This is a genomic window from Amycolatopsis keratiniphila (assembly GCF_000400635.2).
GTDB lineage: Bacteria > Actinomycetota > Actinomycetes > Mycobacteriales > Pseudonocardiaceae > Amycolatopsis > Amycolatopsis keratiniphila.
This window is the reverse complement of record NC_021252.1, coordinates 6,018,961-6,037,116: the sequence shown is the minus strand read 5'-3', so window position 1 is coordinate 6,037,116 and position 18,156 is coordinate 6,018,961. Positions and strand designations below refer to the sequence as shown.

Genomic DNA, 18,156 nt, shown 5'->3' with positions numbered 1-18,156 from the left:
AACGGAAATCAGCCGAGAATCGCCGGTAGGCCATCGAGGCGGCGCATGAACGAGCCGGGACGCCAAACCAGGTCTTCGGACGCCACCGCGAGCCGGGTTCGCGGGACTCTGGTGATCAGTTCCCGCAGCGCGATTTCGGTTTCCAGCCTGCCGAGGGCGGCGCCGAGACAGCGATGCGCGCCGTGGCCGAAGCCCAGATGCCCGCGCGTCTCGCGTTCGATGTCGAAGACATCCGGGTCGGGGAACCGGGCCGGGTCACGATTCGCCGCACCGGGTGAGACCGCGATCATCTCGCCGGCCGGGATCGTCACACCGTTCACGTCGACAGGCTTTTCGTAGAACCGAGGGGGTAGAAGTTTGAAGGGCGACTCGTAGCGCACGATCTCTTCGACGGCCGCGCCGAACAGATCCGGGGTGGCGAGCAACTTGCTCACCGCGTCCGGCCGGTCGAGCAGCAAGGCGAGCCCGGTCCCGATGCTGCTCGCCGGCTCCGAGCCACCGATGAGCAACACCACGTAGGTGGAGGCGAGTTCGTCGGCGTCCATTCCGCCGTCCGCTTCGTGGACCCGCAGCAGCCTGGTGAAGAGGTCGTCTCCCGGCTCGCGTTTCTTCTCGTCGATCATGCGCAGGGCGAGTTCGTACAGGCGATGAGCGCCATCCTCCGCCTCGGCGACGCTGTTGCCTGTCAGCATCGACATCTGCCAGTCGGAGAATCCTTCCCGTTCGTGGTCGGGAAGCCCGAGGAAGTCGGCCAGCACAGTGGTGACCAGCGGCCGCGCATAGGCCTTGACCAGGTCGACCGGCTCGCCAAGGGGCAGCCGGTCCAGCAATGCCGTGGCCGTGCGTTCGATGGCCGGCTTCAACCGCATCACCCGCGCGGTGCTGAACTCGCCGCTCAACTGTGCCCGGAGCCGGCGATGGTCGGGTCCGTCGCGATCGAGCAGGCTGCGTCGCGACCTGTGCGCGAGTTTGGCGCTGTGATCAGGGCGGAGAATCGATTGTGGAACGACTCTTTTCCGGTGCTGCACGATGTCCTTGCACGCGTCGGCATCGGCAAGGATCCTGCGCACTTCGGCGTACTGGGTGACCGCCCACATCCTGAACCCGTTGACCTGCACGGGTACGGCGGGCGCTGTATCCCGCAACCCGTCGAACACCGAATAGGGGCAGGCCGTGTACTGGGATGTCGCGAGGTACTTCGGTGGTCTCTCCGCCATGACAGCCTCCTGACGGCAGCTCAGATACTTACTTCCGGATAGCCGCGACGAGGTGCGGACACCTCGTCGAGCCTGCGCCGGTGCTCCTCGGGCAGGTGAAGATCCAGGCCTGCCAGAGATTCTTCGAGCTGCTCGACGGTCCTCGCGCCGATCAGCGGGGCGACCACGCCCGGACGGTCACGAAGCCACGCCAGGGACACCGCGACCGGCGTCGTTCCCAGCTCGTCGGCGACGGACGCCACGACCTCGACGATCCCGGCGGCGCGGTCGTTGAGATGCCTGCCCACATACCATTTGAAGAACCGGTTCTCCGCCCGCTTCTCCGGTACGCCGTGCCGGTACTTCGCGCTCAGCACACCCCTGCCCAGAGGCGCCCACGGAAGGATGCCGAGGCCCAGGTTCGTCGCGGCGGGCACCACTTCGCGCTCGATGCCTCGTTCGAGCAGGGAGTACTCGACCTGCACGCTTGCCAGCGGACGACTGTTCCCGCCCGCCTGCCGGACGGCGGCGACCGCGGTCTGCCAACCCGAGTAGTTGCACACACCGGCATTGCGCACCTTGCCCGCGGCGATGGCGGTCTCGATGGCTTTGAGGCTCTCGTCGATGGGGACGGTCCTGTCCCACGCGTGCAACTGCCACAGGTCGATGTGATCGGTGCCAAGCCGGGAAAGAGAAGCATCGAGTGCGTTCAGCAGGTAGCCGGACGAGGCGTTCGCGGTGGGCTTTCCGTCGACTATGACCGCCGCGGATTTGGTCGCCAGCACAAGGGATTCCCGTGGTATTCCCGTACCGAGCAACCGGCCGATGATTCGCTCGGCCTGGCCGGCGCCGTAGACATCGGCGGTGTCCAGCAAGTTGCCACCCGCGTCGAGATAGGCGGCCAATTGACTCGCTGCGGCGTCGTGGTCGGTCGTCGTACCCCAGGTCGAAGTGCCCAGGCCGAAAGGGGAAACGATCAGATCGCTTTCGCCGAGGCGGCGTGACTCCTTCATCGTGCTCAAACCTCTCGATCGGAAATGCGCGCGTCGAGGTCGTCCTCGGCGTGGATGACGTGCCCGGTGAGGACGTCGGCGTCCCCTCTCGCCAAGCGCACCAAACAGGCGACGGCGGTTTCGAGTGGGACGAAGGCACCCGAGTCACGGGCGTCGATCGCCCAGCGGCCGATCCTGTCCAGCCAAGGATCGTCGGTGTTGCCGGCGAACCGCATGCCTGCGCGAGTGAGCCCGGCGTCGACGATTCCGGGGTTGTAGCTGAACACGGTGACACCCGTGGAGCGCAATTCGGTTGCCAGGTTCTCGGAAAGCTTGAGCAGTGCCGCCTTGGACACCGAGTAGGCGGTGGCGTAGGGCCAGCGTTTGATCCCGGCAGGACTGACGAGGTTGATGATCCGGCCGCGGCCTGCCGGGAGCATCACCGCCAGGGCGGCCTGTGCGCCGATCAGCGGACCGGCCACGTTGACCTCCTGGGTACGCCACCAGGCGCCGAAGTCGATATCGGCGGTGGGCCCGACCGGGCCGGGATCGACGGCGTTGTTGACGAGCACGTCGAGCCGGCCGCTGACCTTCATGATCCGTGCTACGACGTCCTTCATGGCGTCACGGTCGACGACGTCGGCGCGGATGGCCTCGACGAGGATTCCGTCCCCGTTCAGTGTTTCGGCGGTTTCTTCCAGCGCCGAGGCGTCCCGCCCGGTGATGAAGACCCGGGCGCCTGCCTGCCCCAGCGCTTCAGTGAACGCGCGGCCCAGTCCCTTACCGCCGCCGGTCACCAGAACCGTCGAGTCCCGCATTACGTCCGACCTCCCTCTGTGCCGGTTACTGACACAGGGTCACGACATCTCGGCTGACCTTCACAGTGGTCGAAGTCCCGGTCAACGATCCGGGGGGAGAACCTGCCCGATGATCAGGGCCGAAACGTCTTTCGGGCACGACCTGTGGCACCGGATCAGGCGTTCACCCGCGAACGCAGCGAGGACTCGATCGATGCCATGACCTGATCCATCTCTTCGGGTTTGTGGTAAGCGAGGTCGTAAACCGCGTCGAGAGTGAGCCGACCGCTCACCGTCGCCACGAACATCGCGGGTACCGGACCGTTCAGCGTCGCGGCGAAACGGCTACCGGTGACACAGAGGCCTTCGGGCAACACGGGATCCTCCACGACACCGATGTTCGACACCATGAAGGTCATGGGCGGTGGGGGCGCCGGCGCGAGGCACTGGGCCAGCAAGGCGCGTTGCGGTTCGTCCCGTTCGAGAGCCGTACGCAGCTCCGCGGCCACCCGATGGCCGATCTCGAGCGGTTCGTCGCTCGCGGCGACCGGGACGGTGACCGTGCACGGAAGGGCTCCACACAGCTGGGCGTCCGAGTCGACCGGTGGATCAAGCCGTCGGCGGAGATCCACGGGGAGGCACAAGGTGACCGGTAGCGGGCCGTCGGTTTCGGGGAACCGCGCCCTTACCGATCTCGAAATCGCTCCGGACAGCAAGTCCGTGACCGACATCCGGTTGGCGCGGGCGAAGGTGACGAGCTCGGCCGTTGGCTCGGGCTCGAGTTCGAGGTGATGCACGCCGAAGCCGGACGACGGTTCACCGGAACCGCGCGAAAGGGCCAGCGGCTCTCCTGGCACCTTGGGTGGGCCGGGCCGCCCCGGGGCGTAGTGCCCGGAGAAGAGTTCTTCCAACCCCGGCTCGAAAACCGGCCGCGGCTTCGAGGCCGGGGTCTCGCCGCGGAGCAAGGTGGTGTAGATGCGGAGCAGGACGCGTACCAGTATTTGCACGAGACGTCCGTCGGAAAAGGCATGATCGACGGCGAGCGTCAGTACCGCTGTGCCGTCCGTCTGGGACAGTGACAATCGGCTGACCGCACCGTCTCCGATCCGTTGGGAGATGTCTTCGTCGAAAGTGTCCACACCGGCTTCTACCTTCGGCATGCTGTCTCGCAAGCTCAGCAGGAATCCGCCCTCACTTCCGAGTATTCCGCATCGCAGCAGCGGGTATTCGCGACCGAGCAGCTGCCACGCGGTCTCGAGCAGCTCAAGGTCGAATCGGCCGGTGAAGGCCGTGCGGACCACTACCGGGCCGAACCCCGCGAGGATGAAGGCCGTCTCGCTGATCGTCAGCGCTCGTTCGGTGGTCTTCATCGGTCTCCGTTTTGCTTTGTGAGGTCGGCGGCTTCAAGCTGCAACTTCTCCCACCGTCTGAACGGCGGTCAACGCGACCGGGGAGAAAGTTGCCCGGTTTTCCCGCAGAAGTGGACGGCCGGACGTGGGGTGCGCGCACGCTCCATGTCGAATTGTTACTGCCGGTGACACTGGCGTACCGCGGACCTTGAGCGGTCGCCTGATGGGTAGCTACGACGAGAGCCTCTTGGTCATCGACAAGGCCGCTAGCGCGGACGTGGTGTCGGTGCGGTGGCGTGAGCGGCGATTCGTGTTCCACCGGGGTGGGGGGCGTGTCGTGACCGACTTCTGTCCTTGGCTTGGCGGTCGGTGGCGACGAAGGGGGTCCGGCGCAGAGCCGGCAGATCTTGGCGATGGTCTGGGTGCGGTTGTCATGAGACAGGTGCGCTCTCCGCTTTGCGGAGTTTGCCGGAGGTTTCCTGGTGAGTCCGGAGCGGAGCCGGTATGAGGGGCCGTCGAGGCCGTTCAGGTTCGGGGGCGCGAACAGTCTCGGTGCTGATCGATGTTTCAAGGTCATCAACCGGGGCTGGGGCTGGGTCGTTTCGAGGGGGCGAATCACACGATGGAGTGGTGGGCATCGGGGCAGGCGTCTTGATGTGGCCGAGGACGCCGCCTGGGGCCGCGGTCGGGATCGACCGAGTCACGCCCAGAGCCGTCGGCTATCACGTTCTGTCGGACGCTGATTTCCTCGGCGGACATCGGCATGGATGGACGGCGCGGAATCTCCGGGGGGCAAACCGACGCAGTTTGAGCTGGGGCGCGCTGACATCGCTGGTCAGCAAGTGTGCTCCCCGCCGGCGCGGGGCTGGCCCGAGGGCAGCGCGTGCGGTACGGGCACGCGCAGTGCTCCCGGTGGAGCGGCAGCATTAACGCCACCGACACGCAGCTTTACTCGCATGGACGAATGCGGGCACCTACATACGCTAGGCGTCCGCTGCCGTGGAGATCATGCGAGCGTTCTGGGGAGGCGCACGCGAAGGCCGTGGAGGTCGCTCGTCATAGTGATCTGACAGCCGAGGCGGGACGTCTGCTGCCGGTCGAGCAGCGCGTCGAGCAGGTCGGTTTCCTCGCAACCAGGCGGCATGAGCCGCCCGGCCCACGCCGGGTCGACGATCACGTGGCACGTCCCGCAGTACATCGAGCCACCGCACTCGCCTCGTACCGGAAGACCCGCCTCCCGCGCGCGCTCCATGACCGTGTCGGTTCCGCTCCCGCTGAGAACGTGTTCGCCGCCGGCGGACGCCGCGATGATCAGGTCAGCCACGGAGCCCTCTCTCCCATCGTCGCCAACGCCCGGGCGAGGAACCTCATCGACGGCGTGATTGTCGCGACGAAGTTGCCTTCGCGCATTCTCCGGTCAACCGGAGAACCCTGCATGAAGGCCGGCAGTCCGGCCCGCAGCATGGCCATCTGCGTCGCCGCCAGGGTGAGCTCACTGGCCCTGAACCGCGTCTCGAAAACCGACCGGAGGTACCCGGGCGAGTCGTCGAGTGGCGTTTCCGTGAGCCGTGCGATCCGATCCTGTAGCTCGTCGCGGTCGGCCGCGAAGTCGTCCGGGTGGCGTAACAGGTGCTGATTGCTCTCGGATTGCCCGGCGTCGAACTCGCGCATCAAGGCGATGCTGGCCCCGATCACTCCTAGCGCCATTCCAGTCTGCAGCAGCACGATTCCTGGGTAGGCACGGGTCAGCAGGCCCTTGGCAGGGGACGCCAAAACCTGCTCTGTGGGGATGAAGGCCTGCTTGAACAGGACCGTCACCGTCGCGCTGCCGCGCAACGACGTCATCTGGACGTTCGGGCGGATCGTCACGCCGGGCTGCCCGCAACGCACCATCGCCATGGTCCAGTGGGACTGGTCTGCCACGTCCGCGAAGACCGTGGCGAACCAGTGCCCCTCGTCCATGTTGGATATCCACGGCTGGGCGCCACTGACCAGGTAACCGCCCGGGACACGTTCGGCGCGCAGCTTGAACTGCTCGATGCCGCTCATGGCCTTGACCGGATTCGCGAGCCCAACACCGGCCATGACGGTGCCGTTCGCGACGTCGGGCAGCAACCTGGCGCGCAACTCGGAGTTGCCACTGTTCGCCAGGAGCCAGGCCGCCGAGTGCTGGCACCAAGCGCAGAACCCGGTCGTCAAGCAGGCTTTCGAGATGACCGCCGTCGTCGCGATGGCGACGTCGAGGCCAGGCGGTTTCCCGCCTTCACCATGAAGACGGAAAGCACCCGCCTGCCCGAGGCGGACGAGTGCCGTGGCGGGATAGACGCCGTCCTCGTCGACACGCTTCGCAGCGGGGGCCACCTCCGCGTGCACCAGTTCGCGAACAGTCGTGGCGACCATCGCCGGGGAACTGATCATGACGTAACGCTACACAACGAGCACGGCGTGCGAGTGGCCGGCAAGAAGGCGGCTGGGGCTTTCGTCCACAATTCCTGCCCGTTCGGCCTGGACTCTCCAGGGGCCGGGGCGCGCCGATGAGCGGTGCCACGCTCGGAAGCTCAGACACGTGGTCTTCGATCCCGTGGGTGTCATCGTCAGCATTCCAGGCAGCGAGACCCTCACGACGAGCCCGCTGCGCGGGATACCGGGCTATCGCAGGGTGGCTGTACGTGGCCACCCTGCGCACGGCGCCGTCGATGAGGACGGCGGTGTGTTCGGGCGCGTCGTCCGGGTGGGTTCCCCCGAGGGATTCGCTCGGTCCGTCGTGCACGCGGACGCCCTCGATTTAAACAGCGAACTAGAAGGCTCCGGCGGTGTCGTATCGTCGATCGATCGCCTGTTCTCTGCGTCGGTGCGGTCTCCCTTCTCCTGCCTAATTCGCTATGTCCGCAGGGACGGCGCCCTGTCCGCCGCGCCTGAGGTGGCCCGCTTCGCGACCAGCCGTTCGGTCAAGTGGCGGGCCAGCGCGGCAGGCGTCGGATTGGTCCACAGAACAGTGATCGGCAGATCCAGTTCTATGGAGCGTTGCAGCCGGCTGCGGATGGCGATGGCCATCACCGAGTCCAGGCCCAGGTCGGCGAAAGGCACGTTGTCCTCGATCCGTTCGCCCGGAAGCCCCGTCTCTTCGGCGATATGACGGGTGATCTCCTCCACGATCGTGACCGCGAGTGTCTCCGGATCCGCCGAACGCAGTGCGGCACCGGCAGGGGAATCGTCCTTGAGCTCGACTGACTTGGGGCTCTTGACGTGCTCGAAGATCGGGCGCCGCTGCATATCCGGAAGCTGGGTCGGGCGAACGATGATCGCTTGGGCGGCATCCATGGCGTCCGCGTATTCCCAGGCACGCAACGCTTCCACGACTGTGATGTCGCCGAAGCCCTGCGAATCCATGGCGTCCTGCTCCAGGGCGCCGAAGGAAGCGCCCATTCCCGTGTTGCGCCAAGCCGTCCAAGCAAGCGCTTTGGTGTCCGGCGCCTGGGCACGCCGATAGTGCGCGAGGGCATCGAGAAAACTGTTGGCGCCGGCGTACGCGGTACAACCGGGAAGTACCACCAGAGGCGCGGTGGATGAGAAGAACACCAGGAAATCCAGGGTTCCCGGCGGGAACAGCTCGTGGAGCACGTAGGCACCCGCGGCTTTGGCATGAAGGTTGGTGTGTATGGAGGTTTCGTCGAGTTCGTCGATGACGCCGCCGCTGAACACACCTGCGGCGTGCACGATCCCGCGCACAGGGGGGAGCCCCAGCGCATCCGCTCGCGTCAAGATCCGTGCGGCGTCGGGATCGGCGATGTCCAAGGAGTAGGGCTGAACAGTGACACCGAGCTGCTCCAAGGACGTGATGACGTCGATCGCGTGGCGGATCGCCGGATCCGTCTGCTCTGCCCAGAGACCGCGTTCGGGAAGTCCTCGACGCCCGATGAGCACAAGCCTGCGAGCACCGTGCGCGACCAGGTAGCGCGCGGCTTCCAGCCCGAGTGCTCCCAGCCCACCGGTCACCACGTAGGTTCCATCCGGCGCGCACCTTAGCGGGGCCGGAGCGATGCCCGAAACAGGAACCATGCGGGCGGCTTCCGGAGCCGGCCCGTCGAGGGCGACCCAATCCTCCGCGGGAGGATGGTGCAGCAGCCGCAGGAGCCGCCCGATCGCTTCGTCGGTGCCTTCCGCACCGAGATCAACGGTTCCACCCCACAGATCCGGGTGCTCCGAGGCGATGACCCGCCCGGCCCCCCAGAGCGGCCGCTGTGACAAGGCGCGATCGTCCCGGCACTCGCGGGCACCGGCGGTGACCGCCCACAACCGAGCAGTGCCCTCGCCCCTGGACAACAGAGCCTGCGCCGTACGGGCCAGCAAGCCGAGGTTCAGCTCGGTCTGCCGCACTGGAGCCTCTGTGTCTCCCGGGAATACGAGTACGTGATCAGCGCCGGTGAGCGCGTCGAGACAGTCTGTGGTGATGCAGGTGATGTCCTCGGCCGCCGCGCGCTGCGCGATTCGATCTACCAGCGGGGAGGGCCCGGGCGCGACCAGGGCGATGACCGGTGCCCTGCCGGTGACGGCGAACTCGGCCATCGGCTGCCAGTCCAGCCGGTGCAGCAGCCTCCGGGGGTCGGAGAGCAGATCGTCGGAAGCGTCCAGGATGCCGAAACGCAGCCCGCGCACCTGAGCCGTCGACGCGCCGTCCCGGCTGATCACATCGACATCGACGACGTCGGACGTACCACTCCGCAGCCTGGCGTGGACCTGCACGTCACGGGGAACGGGGCCGCAGACGCGGACGCTTTCGATGAAAGTGGGCATCCGGCGAACCCCCTGCCTGGCCATCGGCAGGGCCGCGAGTGTGGTCGCGGCGTCGAAGAGCGGTGCCCAGGTCTCGGCGTCGGGGGCGAGGACATGTGCGTCGACTTCGGCGGCGTCGTGCTGGAGAGCCCGCACCTCCCAGGGAAAGGCGACCCCGGTGACTCCCAGCGGCGCGAGAAGGCCGAGGAGTTCGTCCTCGGAGAATGACTGCGACCCGGCGAGAGGTTCGCGGTACGGATCCGGAGCACCGGCGCCGGTGGGCTCGGCGACGTGGGCAGTGGTGTGGACGATCCAGTTCCCGCCGCTTTCCTCGTCCGCCAACCGGGACGAGAGGGTCAGCTGTCCTTCGTGGGAGAGAATCTGCACGGCACGCCGCTGGTCCGCCGGAAGCGGCGTGCGCAGCGAGATGTCACGCAGGTGGTAGCCACCGGCAATGTCGCTCCGGCCACCGGCCGCCGCGCCAAGCGTTCCCATGAGGACTGCCGCCGGCACGATGTCCACTCCGTGAACGACGTGGGGAGTGGGATAGGGGCGGGATTCGGGAGCCAGCGAGGTGGTCCAGACCGTCGTGGGCGGAACCGAGCTGACGTCGATGCGGCGGCCCAGTAGCGTGTGCCCTGCCGGGTCGTGCGCGTCGGTGTCCTCGGGCCTGGCCGGGGGCAGCCAGAACCGTTCGTGCCGCCACGGCTGGGTGGGCAAGTCGACCAGACGGCCGGGAAGCGCTGCGGCCCAGTCGATGGCGGCGCCCCCGCAGTACAGTTTCCCGGTTTGGGCCAGGAATTCCTGGAGTTGCGAGCGGCGACGGCGCAATGTGTGGACCACCAGCACCGGTTCGGAGTCGAACCGCGCCGCCGTCTCCATGATCGAATGTGTCACCACCGGATGCGTCGAGACTTCGATGAAGGTGCGGTACCCGTCTTCGAGCGCGGCCTGAATCGCCGGTCCGAAGCGCACCGGTTCGCGCAGATTGGCCCGCCAGTACAGGGGATCGCGGGGCGAGTCGCTTCTGGGGTCCCGCAGGGCGGTGCTGTAGAGGGGCAGGCACGGTTCGCTGATGCCCAGTGGCGCGGCAGCCGCGCCGAGATCGGCCAGCAGCGGCTCCATCTGCGCACTGTGGAAGGCCACGTCGGAGGCGATCCTCCGCACCGTCAGTCCTCGGTCCTGCCACTCGCGGACCAGCTCGTCGATCGCGGCGGGATCGCCGGAGGCGACGGACCAGTCCGGAGACGGATGGATCGCCGCGGTCACGTCGGTGCGTCCGGCCAACCGATCGCTGAGCTCGGGGAAGGGCAGAGCCACCATCACCATCGCTCCGGCCCCGGCTACGGAACGCAGCAGAGAGGCCCGGCGGCAGGCGAATCGGACCGCGTCCTCCTCGCTCCACACCCCGGCCACCGCGGCGGCGGAAATCTCTCCCACGGAATGGCCGATCACGGCGGCAGGCCGGACACCGCGCGCCCGCCACATCCTGGCCAGCCCCAGCTGGATACCGATCAGCGCTGCCTGGATGCGGTCGACCTCGGTGAACTCGCCGTGCCGGATCTCCTCCAGCAGGGAGAATCCGGCTTCCTGCCGGAAAACGGGGTCCAGCCGTTGGCAGGACTGTGCGAACTCGGCGCTGTCCCGGAGGAGTTCCCGTCCCATTCCCGCCCAGTGCGAGCCATGTCCGGAGAACACCCACACCGGGCCAGGTCCCGGTTCGTTCGCCCGGCCGACGACGACACCGTCGTCAGGCTTCTCCGCGGAGACCGCGTCGAGCCGTTCCACCGCCTGATCCCAGTTCTCGGCCACTACGGCGAGGCGGTGCGGCAAGTGCGAGCGGCGCACCGCGAGTGTGTGGGCCGCGGAGCCGAGGTCGGGCCGGTCATCTCCGGTGCGCACCGCGTCCGCCAGCCGTCCAGCGGCGTCCCGGAGCGCGGGCGCGGAAGCGGCCGACAACACCAGCACCTGAGTCGACGGTTTTCCCGTCGTGCGCGGGGGAAGCGGAGACACGGCCGGTTCTTCCAGGCACACATGGGCGATCGTTCCGCCGTATCCGAAGCTGGACACTCCCGCGCGCCGCGGACTTTCACCCCGTGGCCATGGCGTGGGCGCGTCGACCACGCGGACGCCAGGCATGGTGGTGATGTCGGGCAATACCCCAGCCGGACCGTCGGGGCCGACAGTGGATGGAAGCAGTTCATGCGTCATCGCGAGAACCGTCTTCATCACGCCCGCGATACCGGCACCTGCCTCCAAATGCCCGATATTGCCTTTGATCGAGCCGATCAGGACCTCGCCGTCGGCCCGGCCGGTTCCGAGGACCGACGCGATGGCTCCTGCCTCGATCGGATCGCCGACCGAGGTCCCCGTCCCGTGTGCCTCGACGTAGTGCACACTCGCCGGGTCCACACCGGCCTTCTCATAGAGTCCTCGCAGCAGCGCGGCTTGCGCGGTACCGTTCGGGGCCATGATTCCGCTGGTGCGCCCGTCTTGAGCCACCGCCGAGGCCACGATGGTGGCCAGGATCCGGTCACCGTCACGGAGTGCGTCGGACTTCCGCTTAAGCACCAGCGCCCCGGCGCCTTCACCACGCCCGTACCCGTCGGCCTGGGCGGAGAAGGGCTTGCTCCTTCCGTCGGGAGCCATCGCTCCAGAGGCGGCCAGGGACATCGACTGCCCCGGCGCGGGAATGAGGTTCACTCCGCCGGCCAACGCCAGGTCCGCCTCCCCGGATCGCAGGGCCTGGCTCGCCGCGTGCACTGCGACCAGCGAAGAAGAACAAGCGCTGTCCACCGCGTAACTCGGCCCGAGCAGGTCCAGCGCGTAGGAAACGCGGTTGGCCACCGCGCAATATGCGCCTCCGATACTGCTGTACGGCCCGATGCGGGAGGCATCGGACAACAGCAGCTGGCCGTATTCGTTACCGCCGACTCCCATCACGACCGCGGTGACACTACCCGCCAGGGACCGTGGCGGGATGCCGGCGTGCTCCAGACTTTCCCAAGCCACTTCGAGCACGATTCGCTGCTGTGGGTCCATCTGCTCGGCTTCTCTCGGGGTGATTCCGAAGAATCCCGCGTCGAATCCCGCGGTATCGTCGAGGTAGGAGGCCCGCTGAATCATCCGGCGTACCGCGCCGGAGGCGGCCTCGCTGGGCGCGGGATAGGCGTCCCAGCGTCCCTCGGGAAGGTCGGAGACGGCGGAGCGGGCCTCCTTCAAATGAGCCCAAAGCGCATCAGGGCTGTTGATCCCGCCCGGGAATCGACAGCCCATTCCGATAATGGCGATCTGGTCGGAAAAGTCTGATGGTCGTGCTTTCATGGGTATTTCCGATCTGCATTATTCCTGTAATGCGAAAGTCTGGTCGTATAACCGGCGGTCTCGACGCGACCGCTCTTGCCGGGCCTAACGCTCGAGCTGGATATGCCAGAGTGTCCTCGATGGCATAAGGTATCGCGCGCTGTCGGTTCTATCGCTGCGCTGGGACCGCGATCTCGGGTTTCGCAGAGCAGGGCCCAGGTGACTCACGGTGGGTCTGTGGTCCGAGGTTCGCAAGGACCTTGTCCAGCAGGGCTGCCGGTTCGGCATCGACGTGCATCGTTTCCCGGCTGTGCTGATGCAGGAATCCCTCGGTCACCATGTGGTCGGTGAACTGCAGAAGTAGCCGGTAGTAGCCATTCGTGTCCAGGAGGCCGACAGGTTTGGTGTGCATGCCCAGATGTGCCCAGGTCCAAACCTCGAAGAGATCCTCCAAAGTTCCGGTCCCGCCGGGAAGAGCGATGAATCCTTGGGAAAGCTGAGCCATCCTGGTCTTGCGCGCATGCATATCGTCGACCACCTGAAGCTGGGTGATGCCGTGATGTGTGGCCTCGTCGCGGACGACATTCCTGGCTATTACGCCGATGACCTCGCCGCCTGCGGCCAGAGCCGCGTCGGCCACCGCTCCCATTATGCCGTGGCTCGCGCCACCGTAAACGAGTCCGAAACCCCGCTCGGCCAGCAGAGTGCCGAGAGCCGTAGCGGGAAGCAGATACCGCGGGGCGTTGCTCGCCGAAGAGCCACAAAAAACACAGATGCGCTTCTTCATGAGGACGCCTCCTGAAGCCCTTGTCGCCCCCCAGCGGTTGTCTTTCAGAGGCACTGACGGTTGCGTGAACCTGTGCTCTCGGGATGGACGATACGCCTGAGTGGTGGCGGCACGGCAATCAGCGGAAAACCTTGCACGTTGTAGCATTTGTGCCCGACGTCAGGACCGCTTTTGACGAAATACTTGACAATGTGTCCACATGTTGCTAACTGGCTTCTGACTGAGATCTCGGAGTGATTGTCGAGTGAGGAGGCAGAAGTGGCGTGTTGCCGAACGGGCCGACCTGAAGCGTGCTCGGGGTGGTGAGTGACAATGGTCGTCCTGATGTGGGTAAGCCGAAAGGCGCGGTGGGCAGATCGACGACCCGGCCGTGCTCAGCGTGTCCACCAGGGCTCCGGCAAAGTCGGATAAGCGCTGGCCGGCGCCGCTCTTGGTGGTTCGGGCTCGATCTCCGGGCGGGGCAGGCGACAGGAGGCTCGACTTGGCCGGTTGGTGTCCACAAAGGACACCAACCGACAGGCAGATGTCCGTTTGATGCATATTGGTGCGGTTTTCGATGGGGGTCGTGAGTGTTTTTGGTCGTTCTAACGACCAAAAACACTCACGACCCCTTCGTAAAACGCCCGAATCGGGAACGTTCACCTCGAAAGTATCCCCTGTGGACAGTTGAGAAGAGGCCAAGTGGGTGACGAGCCCCTCTGTCAACCACTTGACCAGCGGATAGACGACTTTGCCGGGACCCTGGCGTGTCCACGAAGGGCGGTCCGCTTCACTGTGATGCCCGTTCGCCCTGATACTCCAGTTGTCGTTCGTGACTGTGCTGGTGGCCTGGTGTGGTGGGTGCGGTCACGATGGTGATCACGGGTGGTGTGAGGACCGCTCGAGATCCTGTGGTGGCTTCTTGCCAGAGTGGGGTCGCGTCGGCGGGCGGGACGATTGGTGGCGGGTTCGCTGGCTGGGGCGCCGCGGGTGAATCGAAGTCGGACGATTCCCATCCGCTTCGCGCTACCTGTTCACTCGACGGTAGCGTGCGTCTGTCACTGGTGTGGTGGCTGGCCGACGAGGATGTGGACGAAGGTGCCGGACAGGCCGTAGGTGCTGACTCCCGCGATGGCGGATTCGCTGTCGGGCCAGTCGATCGTGCGGGGGACCGGTGCGATGCCGAGTCCGGTCCAGTCGACCTGGGAGGTGGGCTGATCGCTGTGTAAGCTGGCGGGCACCGTTCGATTCCGCACAGCCAGGGCTGCCTTGATCAGTCCGGCGATGCCGCCGGCAGCTTCGGGATGACCGATGTTGGTCTTGATGGAGCCGACCAGGCACGGCCGGCCGGTCGGGCGGTGAACGCCGATGGCGGCGCCGATGGCGTGTAGTTCCGTGCGGTCGCCGGCCGGAGCGGCGTTGCCGTGTGCCTCCACGTAGGCGATGCGGTCGGGACTGACGTCGGCGACGGCGCACGCGCGAGTGATGACGTGGAGGTAGCCCTCGAGCGAGGGGGCGATGATCGCTTTGGCGGTGCGGCCCTTGCTGGCCTGGGCGCTGCCGAGGATAAGGGCGTGGATGGTGTCGCCGTCCGCCTGGGCACGGGAAAGCCTTTTGAGGACAAGGACTCCGGCGCCGTCGCTGCGGACGAAGCCGTCGGCGTCCTCGTGTCCGAAGCGGCAGCGGCCCGAAGGGGAGAGCATGCCGGCGGCCGAGTAGCCGACGGTGTGGTGGGTGTCCAGTACGAGGCTGACGCCGCCGGCCAGCGCGATGTCGCACTCGCCGGTGCGCAGGCTTTGGCAGGCGAGGTGGACGGCGAGGGTGCCCGAGGAGCATGCCGCGTCGACCGTGGCGCACGGGCCGCGCAGGTCCCAGGCGTAGCTGATACGGCCGGAGGCCATGCTGCGGGCGGCAGCGGTGGCGATGGCGTACATGTCGGTGGTCGTGTTGCCGTGCAACCGGTCCCAGTGCTCACCGGTGCTCTGGCCCATGAAGACCCCGATGTCCTGGCCGGCGGTCTCGGTCAACGCGGCGTCAGCCAGTGCGTCGCGAGCGCACTGGAGCAGCAGGCGGTGCTGGGGGTCGAGCGTCGCGTTCTCCCGTTCGGTCACGGCGTAGTCGCCGGGCACGAAACCTGTCGTGTGGTCCAGGAAACCGCCGTCAAGGCTTACGACGCGGCCGGCCTTACGAGGTGTCGGGTCGTAAAGCGGGCGGGCGTCACACCGGTCCGCTGGAGGCTCCGCGGTGACCGCGTCGACCTCCCCGCACACCAGGTCCCACAGTTCCTGTGCGCCACTGGCGCCGGGGAAACGCGCTCCGATACCAACGATCGCGATCGGCTCATACGCGGTCATCACGCCTCCACTGGCTCACGGGATCGGGGCGCCGTGACGGTGACCGCCCCCGAGTCCGCGCGGTCCCCAAGCGACCTTGTCATGAAAGATGATCTGAATCGGCACTCTTGATTACCAGGCTGATCCAAGAGGATCCCCGGTGAACAGGGCCACCGGTTCGGACGAATCACCGGCCTTTCGGGCAGCCGTCTTGGAAGAAGGTCGCCGGAACGCCGCTGACCCGGCCGTCGTGGCTGAGGATGATCACCAAACGCTCGGCAGATCATTCGAAGGGTTTGTGAAGCTGATGTGCGGCATTGCAGGCTGGGCAGATCTCGGGTGTTTGCCGGAGGACAGGGAAAAACGGGTCCGCCGGATGACCGACGCCATGGCGAGCAGGGGGCCGGACGGCGCGGGCGTGTGGACCGGCACGCATGCTGTTCTGGGGCACCGACGGCTGGCCGTCATGGATCCCGAGCACGGTCAGCAGCCCATGATCTTCACCGACGACCGCCACGAGCCGCTGGTCGCCATGACCTACAGCGGTGAGGTGTACAACCATCCCGAGCTCCGTGAGGAGCTTCAACAACGGGGGCACAAGTTCCGGACCGGTACCGACACCGAGGTCGTTCTGCATGCCTACCTCGAGTGGGGCATCGACGCGGTGGAACGGCTCAACGGCATGTACGCCTTCGCGATCTGGGATGAGATCCGCGGCAGGCTGGTGCTTGTCCGCGACCGGCTGGGTGTCAAGCCGCTGCACTATGCCCGCCACGCGGGCGGCGTGCTGTTCGCTTCCGAACCGAAGTCGTTGTTCGCCAGCGGTCTGATCGCCCCCGCGGTCAGCGTCGACGGCCTGCGCGATCTGTTCGCCTCCGCGCACACGCCCGGCGCGACCCTGTTCCGCGACGTGCACGAGGTCAGGCCCGGGACCATCGTTGTCCTCGATGCCGCAGGCCTGCGCGAGCGGCACTACTGGCAGCTCACCGCTCGGCCACACGACGACGACGTGCCCGCCACCGTCGGGCGGGTACGTGAGCTGCTGAGCGACATCGCCGCCCGGCACGTCCGAGCCGACGTCCCACTCGGAGCCCTGCTTTCCGGTGGCCTGGATTCCAGTGCACTGGTCGCCCTCGGTCAGCAAGCTGGCCCGACTCCGTTACGCACCTTCTCCGTCGACTTCGCGGGCAACACCGACCACTTCGTCGGGAACAGCCTGCGCGCCACCCCGGATACCCTGTTCGTGCGCGCCGTCGCCGAGCACTGCGGCTTGGACCACCGCGACATCGTGCTCGACGCGGCCGAGTTGGCCGATCCGCGGCACCGGCAGGCAGTGGTCGCGGCCAAGGACGCACCCGCGCTCGGGGACATGGACACCTCGCTGTACCTGTTGTTCCGTGCTGTCCGGGAGCACACCACCGTGACCATCTCCGGCGAGAGCGCCGATGAGGTCTTCGGCGGCTACGCGTGGTTCCACGACCCCGAACGCATCGGTGCCCAGACCTACCCGTGGCGGTACTTCACCGGCCACAGCGGCACTTATCAGGCCCTTCTGCGCCCCGAGGCCGGCGCCGAACTCGACATCGCGGCACACCGTGAGGCGCAGTACCGTGACGCTCTCGCCGGCGTCCCGCGCCTCGATGGCGAGGCCGGGCTCCAGCGCCGCATGCGCGAGGTGTTCCACCTGCACCTGACCCGCTGGCTACCCCATTTGCTGGACCGCAAGGATCGGCTCAGCATGGCGGTAGGGCTGGAAGTACGTGTGCCGTTCTGCGACCACCGGCTCGTCGAGTACGCCTTCAACATCCCCTGGGCGCTTCACACCGTCGACGGCCGGGAGAAATCCCTGCTGCGCGCGGCGGTAGCGCCGTTGCTGCCCGCCAGCGTCACCGCCCGGACCAAGGCGCCGTATCCGGTGACCCACGACCCCGCCTACCACCACGCCATCAGCGAACAGGCACACGATCTGCTGGCCACCCCGACCGCGCCGGTGTGGAGTTTTCTCGCACCGCAACGACTCCGGGACCGCCTGAACCGCCCTGCCGCCGACCATGCCACCCGCGCGGGCATCGACTTCGCCCTCAATTTCGATCTGTGGCTACGCAATCACACCGGCCACAATGGCAGGCTGGCCGGCCACGCCCCTGCCTCGTGGTCCTAGGTCAGGGTCCACAAGGGAGTCCGCGTCGGAGTCGGGCGAGCCAGGTCAGCGGTTTCCGGGAGTCGGCGGGCACGGGGAGTATTCTCGCTGCCGGCCGCCTCGCCGGGAGAACGTGTCGGCACCCGCAACAAGCTGCGCCGGTTCGACAGCCACACCACGCGCGCATAGGTTCCCTGCGGCGTCGACGGCCGACGGGAACAGGAGGTTCGCGAATGTGCCTACAGGTGCGGGAGATGGCCGCTCCTGGCCCCCGCCGCACTTTCGATCGTGTCCAGCCCGAGCATCGCCAGCAGGTTCGCCTGTTCGTTCGCATCCCTTGCCAGCCTTCGGACCGCCCGGGCCGCGCGTTCGCGAACTTTGTCGTCAGGAGGGTTCGCGGACACTTCGCCGCTGGTTCCCGGTAGCCGGTAGACCGGATTTCGACGTGATTCGCCTGGCATCGATCTGTGTGAAGCATTCGGCATGATGACGCCTTCGGTCGCGGCA

At 66.9% G+C, this 18,156-nt stretch carries 10 protein-coding genes; 1 reads left to right on the top strand and 9 read right to left on the bottom strand.

Going from position 1 to position 18,156, the window contains the following annotated elements; translation table 11 throughout:
- Positions 1-8: 8 nt before the first annotated feature.
- From AORI_RS68005 to AORI_RS67965, 9 genes are all read right to left on the bottom strand, one after another.
- On the bottom strand, positions 9-1,217 hold the full coding sequence (locus AORI_RS68005; protein WP_016335726.1) for a cytochrome P450: 1,209 nt from the start codon (positions 1,215-1,217) through the stop codon (positions 9-11).
- Between the two features lie 20 nt (positions 1,218-1,237).
- Positions 1,238-2,209, bottom strand: a complete 972-nt coding sequence (locus AORI_RS68000) for an aldo/keto reductase (RefSeq protein ID WP_016335725.1) — start codon at positions 2,207-2,209, stop codon at positions 1,238-1,240.
- A 5-nt stretch (positions 2,210-2,214) separates the two neighbouring features.
- Complete coding sequence (locus tag AORI_RS67995; RefSeq protein WP_016335724.1) at positions 2,215-3,006, bottom strand: SDR family NAD(P)-dependent oxidoreductase; 792 nt, start codon at positions 3,004-3,006, stop codon at positions 2,215-2,217.
- Between the two features lie 155 nt (positions 3,007-3,161).
- A complete protein-coding gene (locus AORI_RS67990) occupies positions 3,162-4,355 on the bottom strand; it encodes a phthiocerol/phthiodiolone dimycocerosyl transferase family protein (protein ID WP_016335723.1) in 1,194 nt (397 codons plus the stop codon).
- A gap of 985 nt (positions 4,356-5,340) precedes the next feature.
- Positions 5,341-5,658, bottom strand: a complete 318-nt coding sequence (locus AORI_RS67985) for a 2Fe-2S iron-sulfur cluster-binding protein (protein ID WP_016335722.1) — start codon at positions 5,656-5,658, stop codon at positions 5,341-5,343.
- Positions 5,646-6,752, bottom strand: coding sequence for an acyl-CoA dehydrogenase family protein (locus tag AORI_RS67980; protein ID WP_016335721.1), 1,107 nt, complete (start codon positions 6,750-6,752; stop codon positions 5,646-5,648). The genes AORI_RS67985 and AORI_RS67980 overlap by 13 nt, the downstream gene beginning before the upstream one ends.
- 462 nt (positions 6,753-7,214) lie before the next feature.
- Positions 7,215-12,431, bottom strand: a complete 5,217-nt coding sequence (locus tag AORI_RS67975; protein WP_043848249.1) for a type I polyketide synthase — start codon at positions 12,429-12,431, stop codon at positions 7,215-7,217.
- A gap of 148 nt (positions 12,432-12,579) precedes the next feature.
- Positions 12,580-13,197, bottom strand: a complete 618-nt coding sequence (locus tag AORI_RS67970) for an LOG family protein (protein ID WP_016335719.1) — start codon at positions 13,195-13,197, stop codon at positions 12,580-12,582.
- 1,037 nt (positions 13,198-14,234) lie between these two features.
- Complete coding sequence (locus AORI_RS67965; RefSeq protein WP_016335718.1) at positions 14,235-15,530, bottom strand: beta-ketoacyl [acyl carrier protein] synthase domain-containing protein; 1,296 nt, start codon at positions 15,528-15,530, stop codon at positions 14,235-14,237.
- A 286-nt stretch (positions 15,531-15,816) separates the two neighbouring features.
- On the opposite strand from AORI_RS67965, the gene asnB reads away from it, so the two are divergent.
- Entirely contained in the window at positions 15,817-17,670 is a 1,854-nt protein-coding gene (gene asnB / locus AORI_RS67960) for an asparagine synthase (glutamine-hydrolyzing) (protein WP_046200014.1), read from the top strand.
- Positions 17,671-18,156: the final 486 nt, after the last annotated feature.

What these genes read in the sequence shown, in the direction of transcription:
- AORI_RS68005 (WP_016335726.1), bottom strand. Translation starts at nt 1,217, where the DNA reads ATGGCGGAGAGACCACCGAAGTACCTCGCGACATCCCAGTACACGGCC.
- AORI_RS68000 (WP_016335725.1), bottom strand. Translation starts at nt 2,209, where the DNA reads ATGAAGGAGTCACGCCGCCTCGGCGAAAGCGATCTGATCGTTTCCCCT.
- AORI_RS67995 (WP_016335724.1), bottom strand. Translation starts at nt 3,006, where the DNA reads ATGCGGGACTCGACGGTTCTGGTGACCGGCGGCGGTAAGGGACTGGGC.
- AORI_RS67990 (WP_016335723.1), bottom strand. Translation starts at nt 4,355, where the DNA reads ATGAAGACCACCGAACGAGCGCTGACGATCAGCGAGACGGCCTTCATC.
- AORI_RS67980 (WP_016335721.1), bottom strand. Translation starts at nt 6,752, where the DNA reads ATGATCAGTTCCCCGGCGATGGTCGCCACGACTGTTCGCGAACTGGTG.
- AORI_RS67975 (WP_043848249.1), bottom strand. Translation starts at nt 12,431, where the DNA reads ATGAAAGCACGACCATCAGACTTTTCCGACCAGATCGCCATTATCGGA.
- AORI_RS67970 (WP_016335719.1), bottom strand. Translation starts at nt 13,197, where the DNA reads ATGAAGAAGCGCATCTGTGTTTTTTGTGGCTCTTCGGCGAGCAACGCC.
- AORI_RS67965 (WP_016335718.1), bottom strand. Translation starts at nt 15,530, where the DNA reads ATGACCGCGTATGAGCCGATCGCGATCGTTGGTATCGGAGCGCGTTTC.
- asnB (WP_046200014.1), top strand. Translation starts at nt 15,817, where the DNA reads ATGTGCGGCATTGCAGGCTGGGCAGATCTCGGGTGTTTGCCGGAGGAC.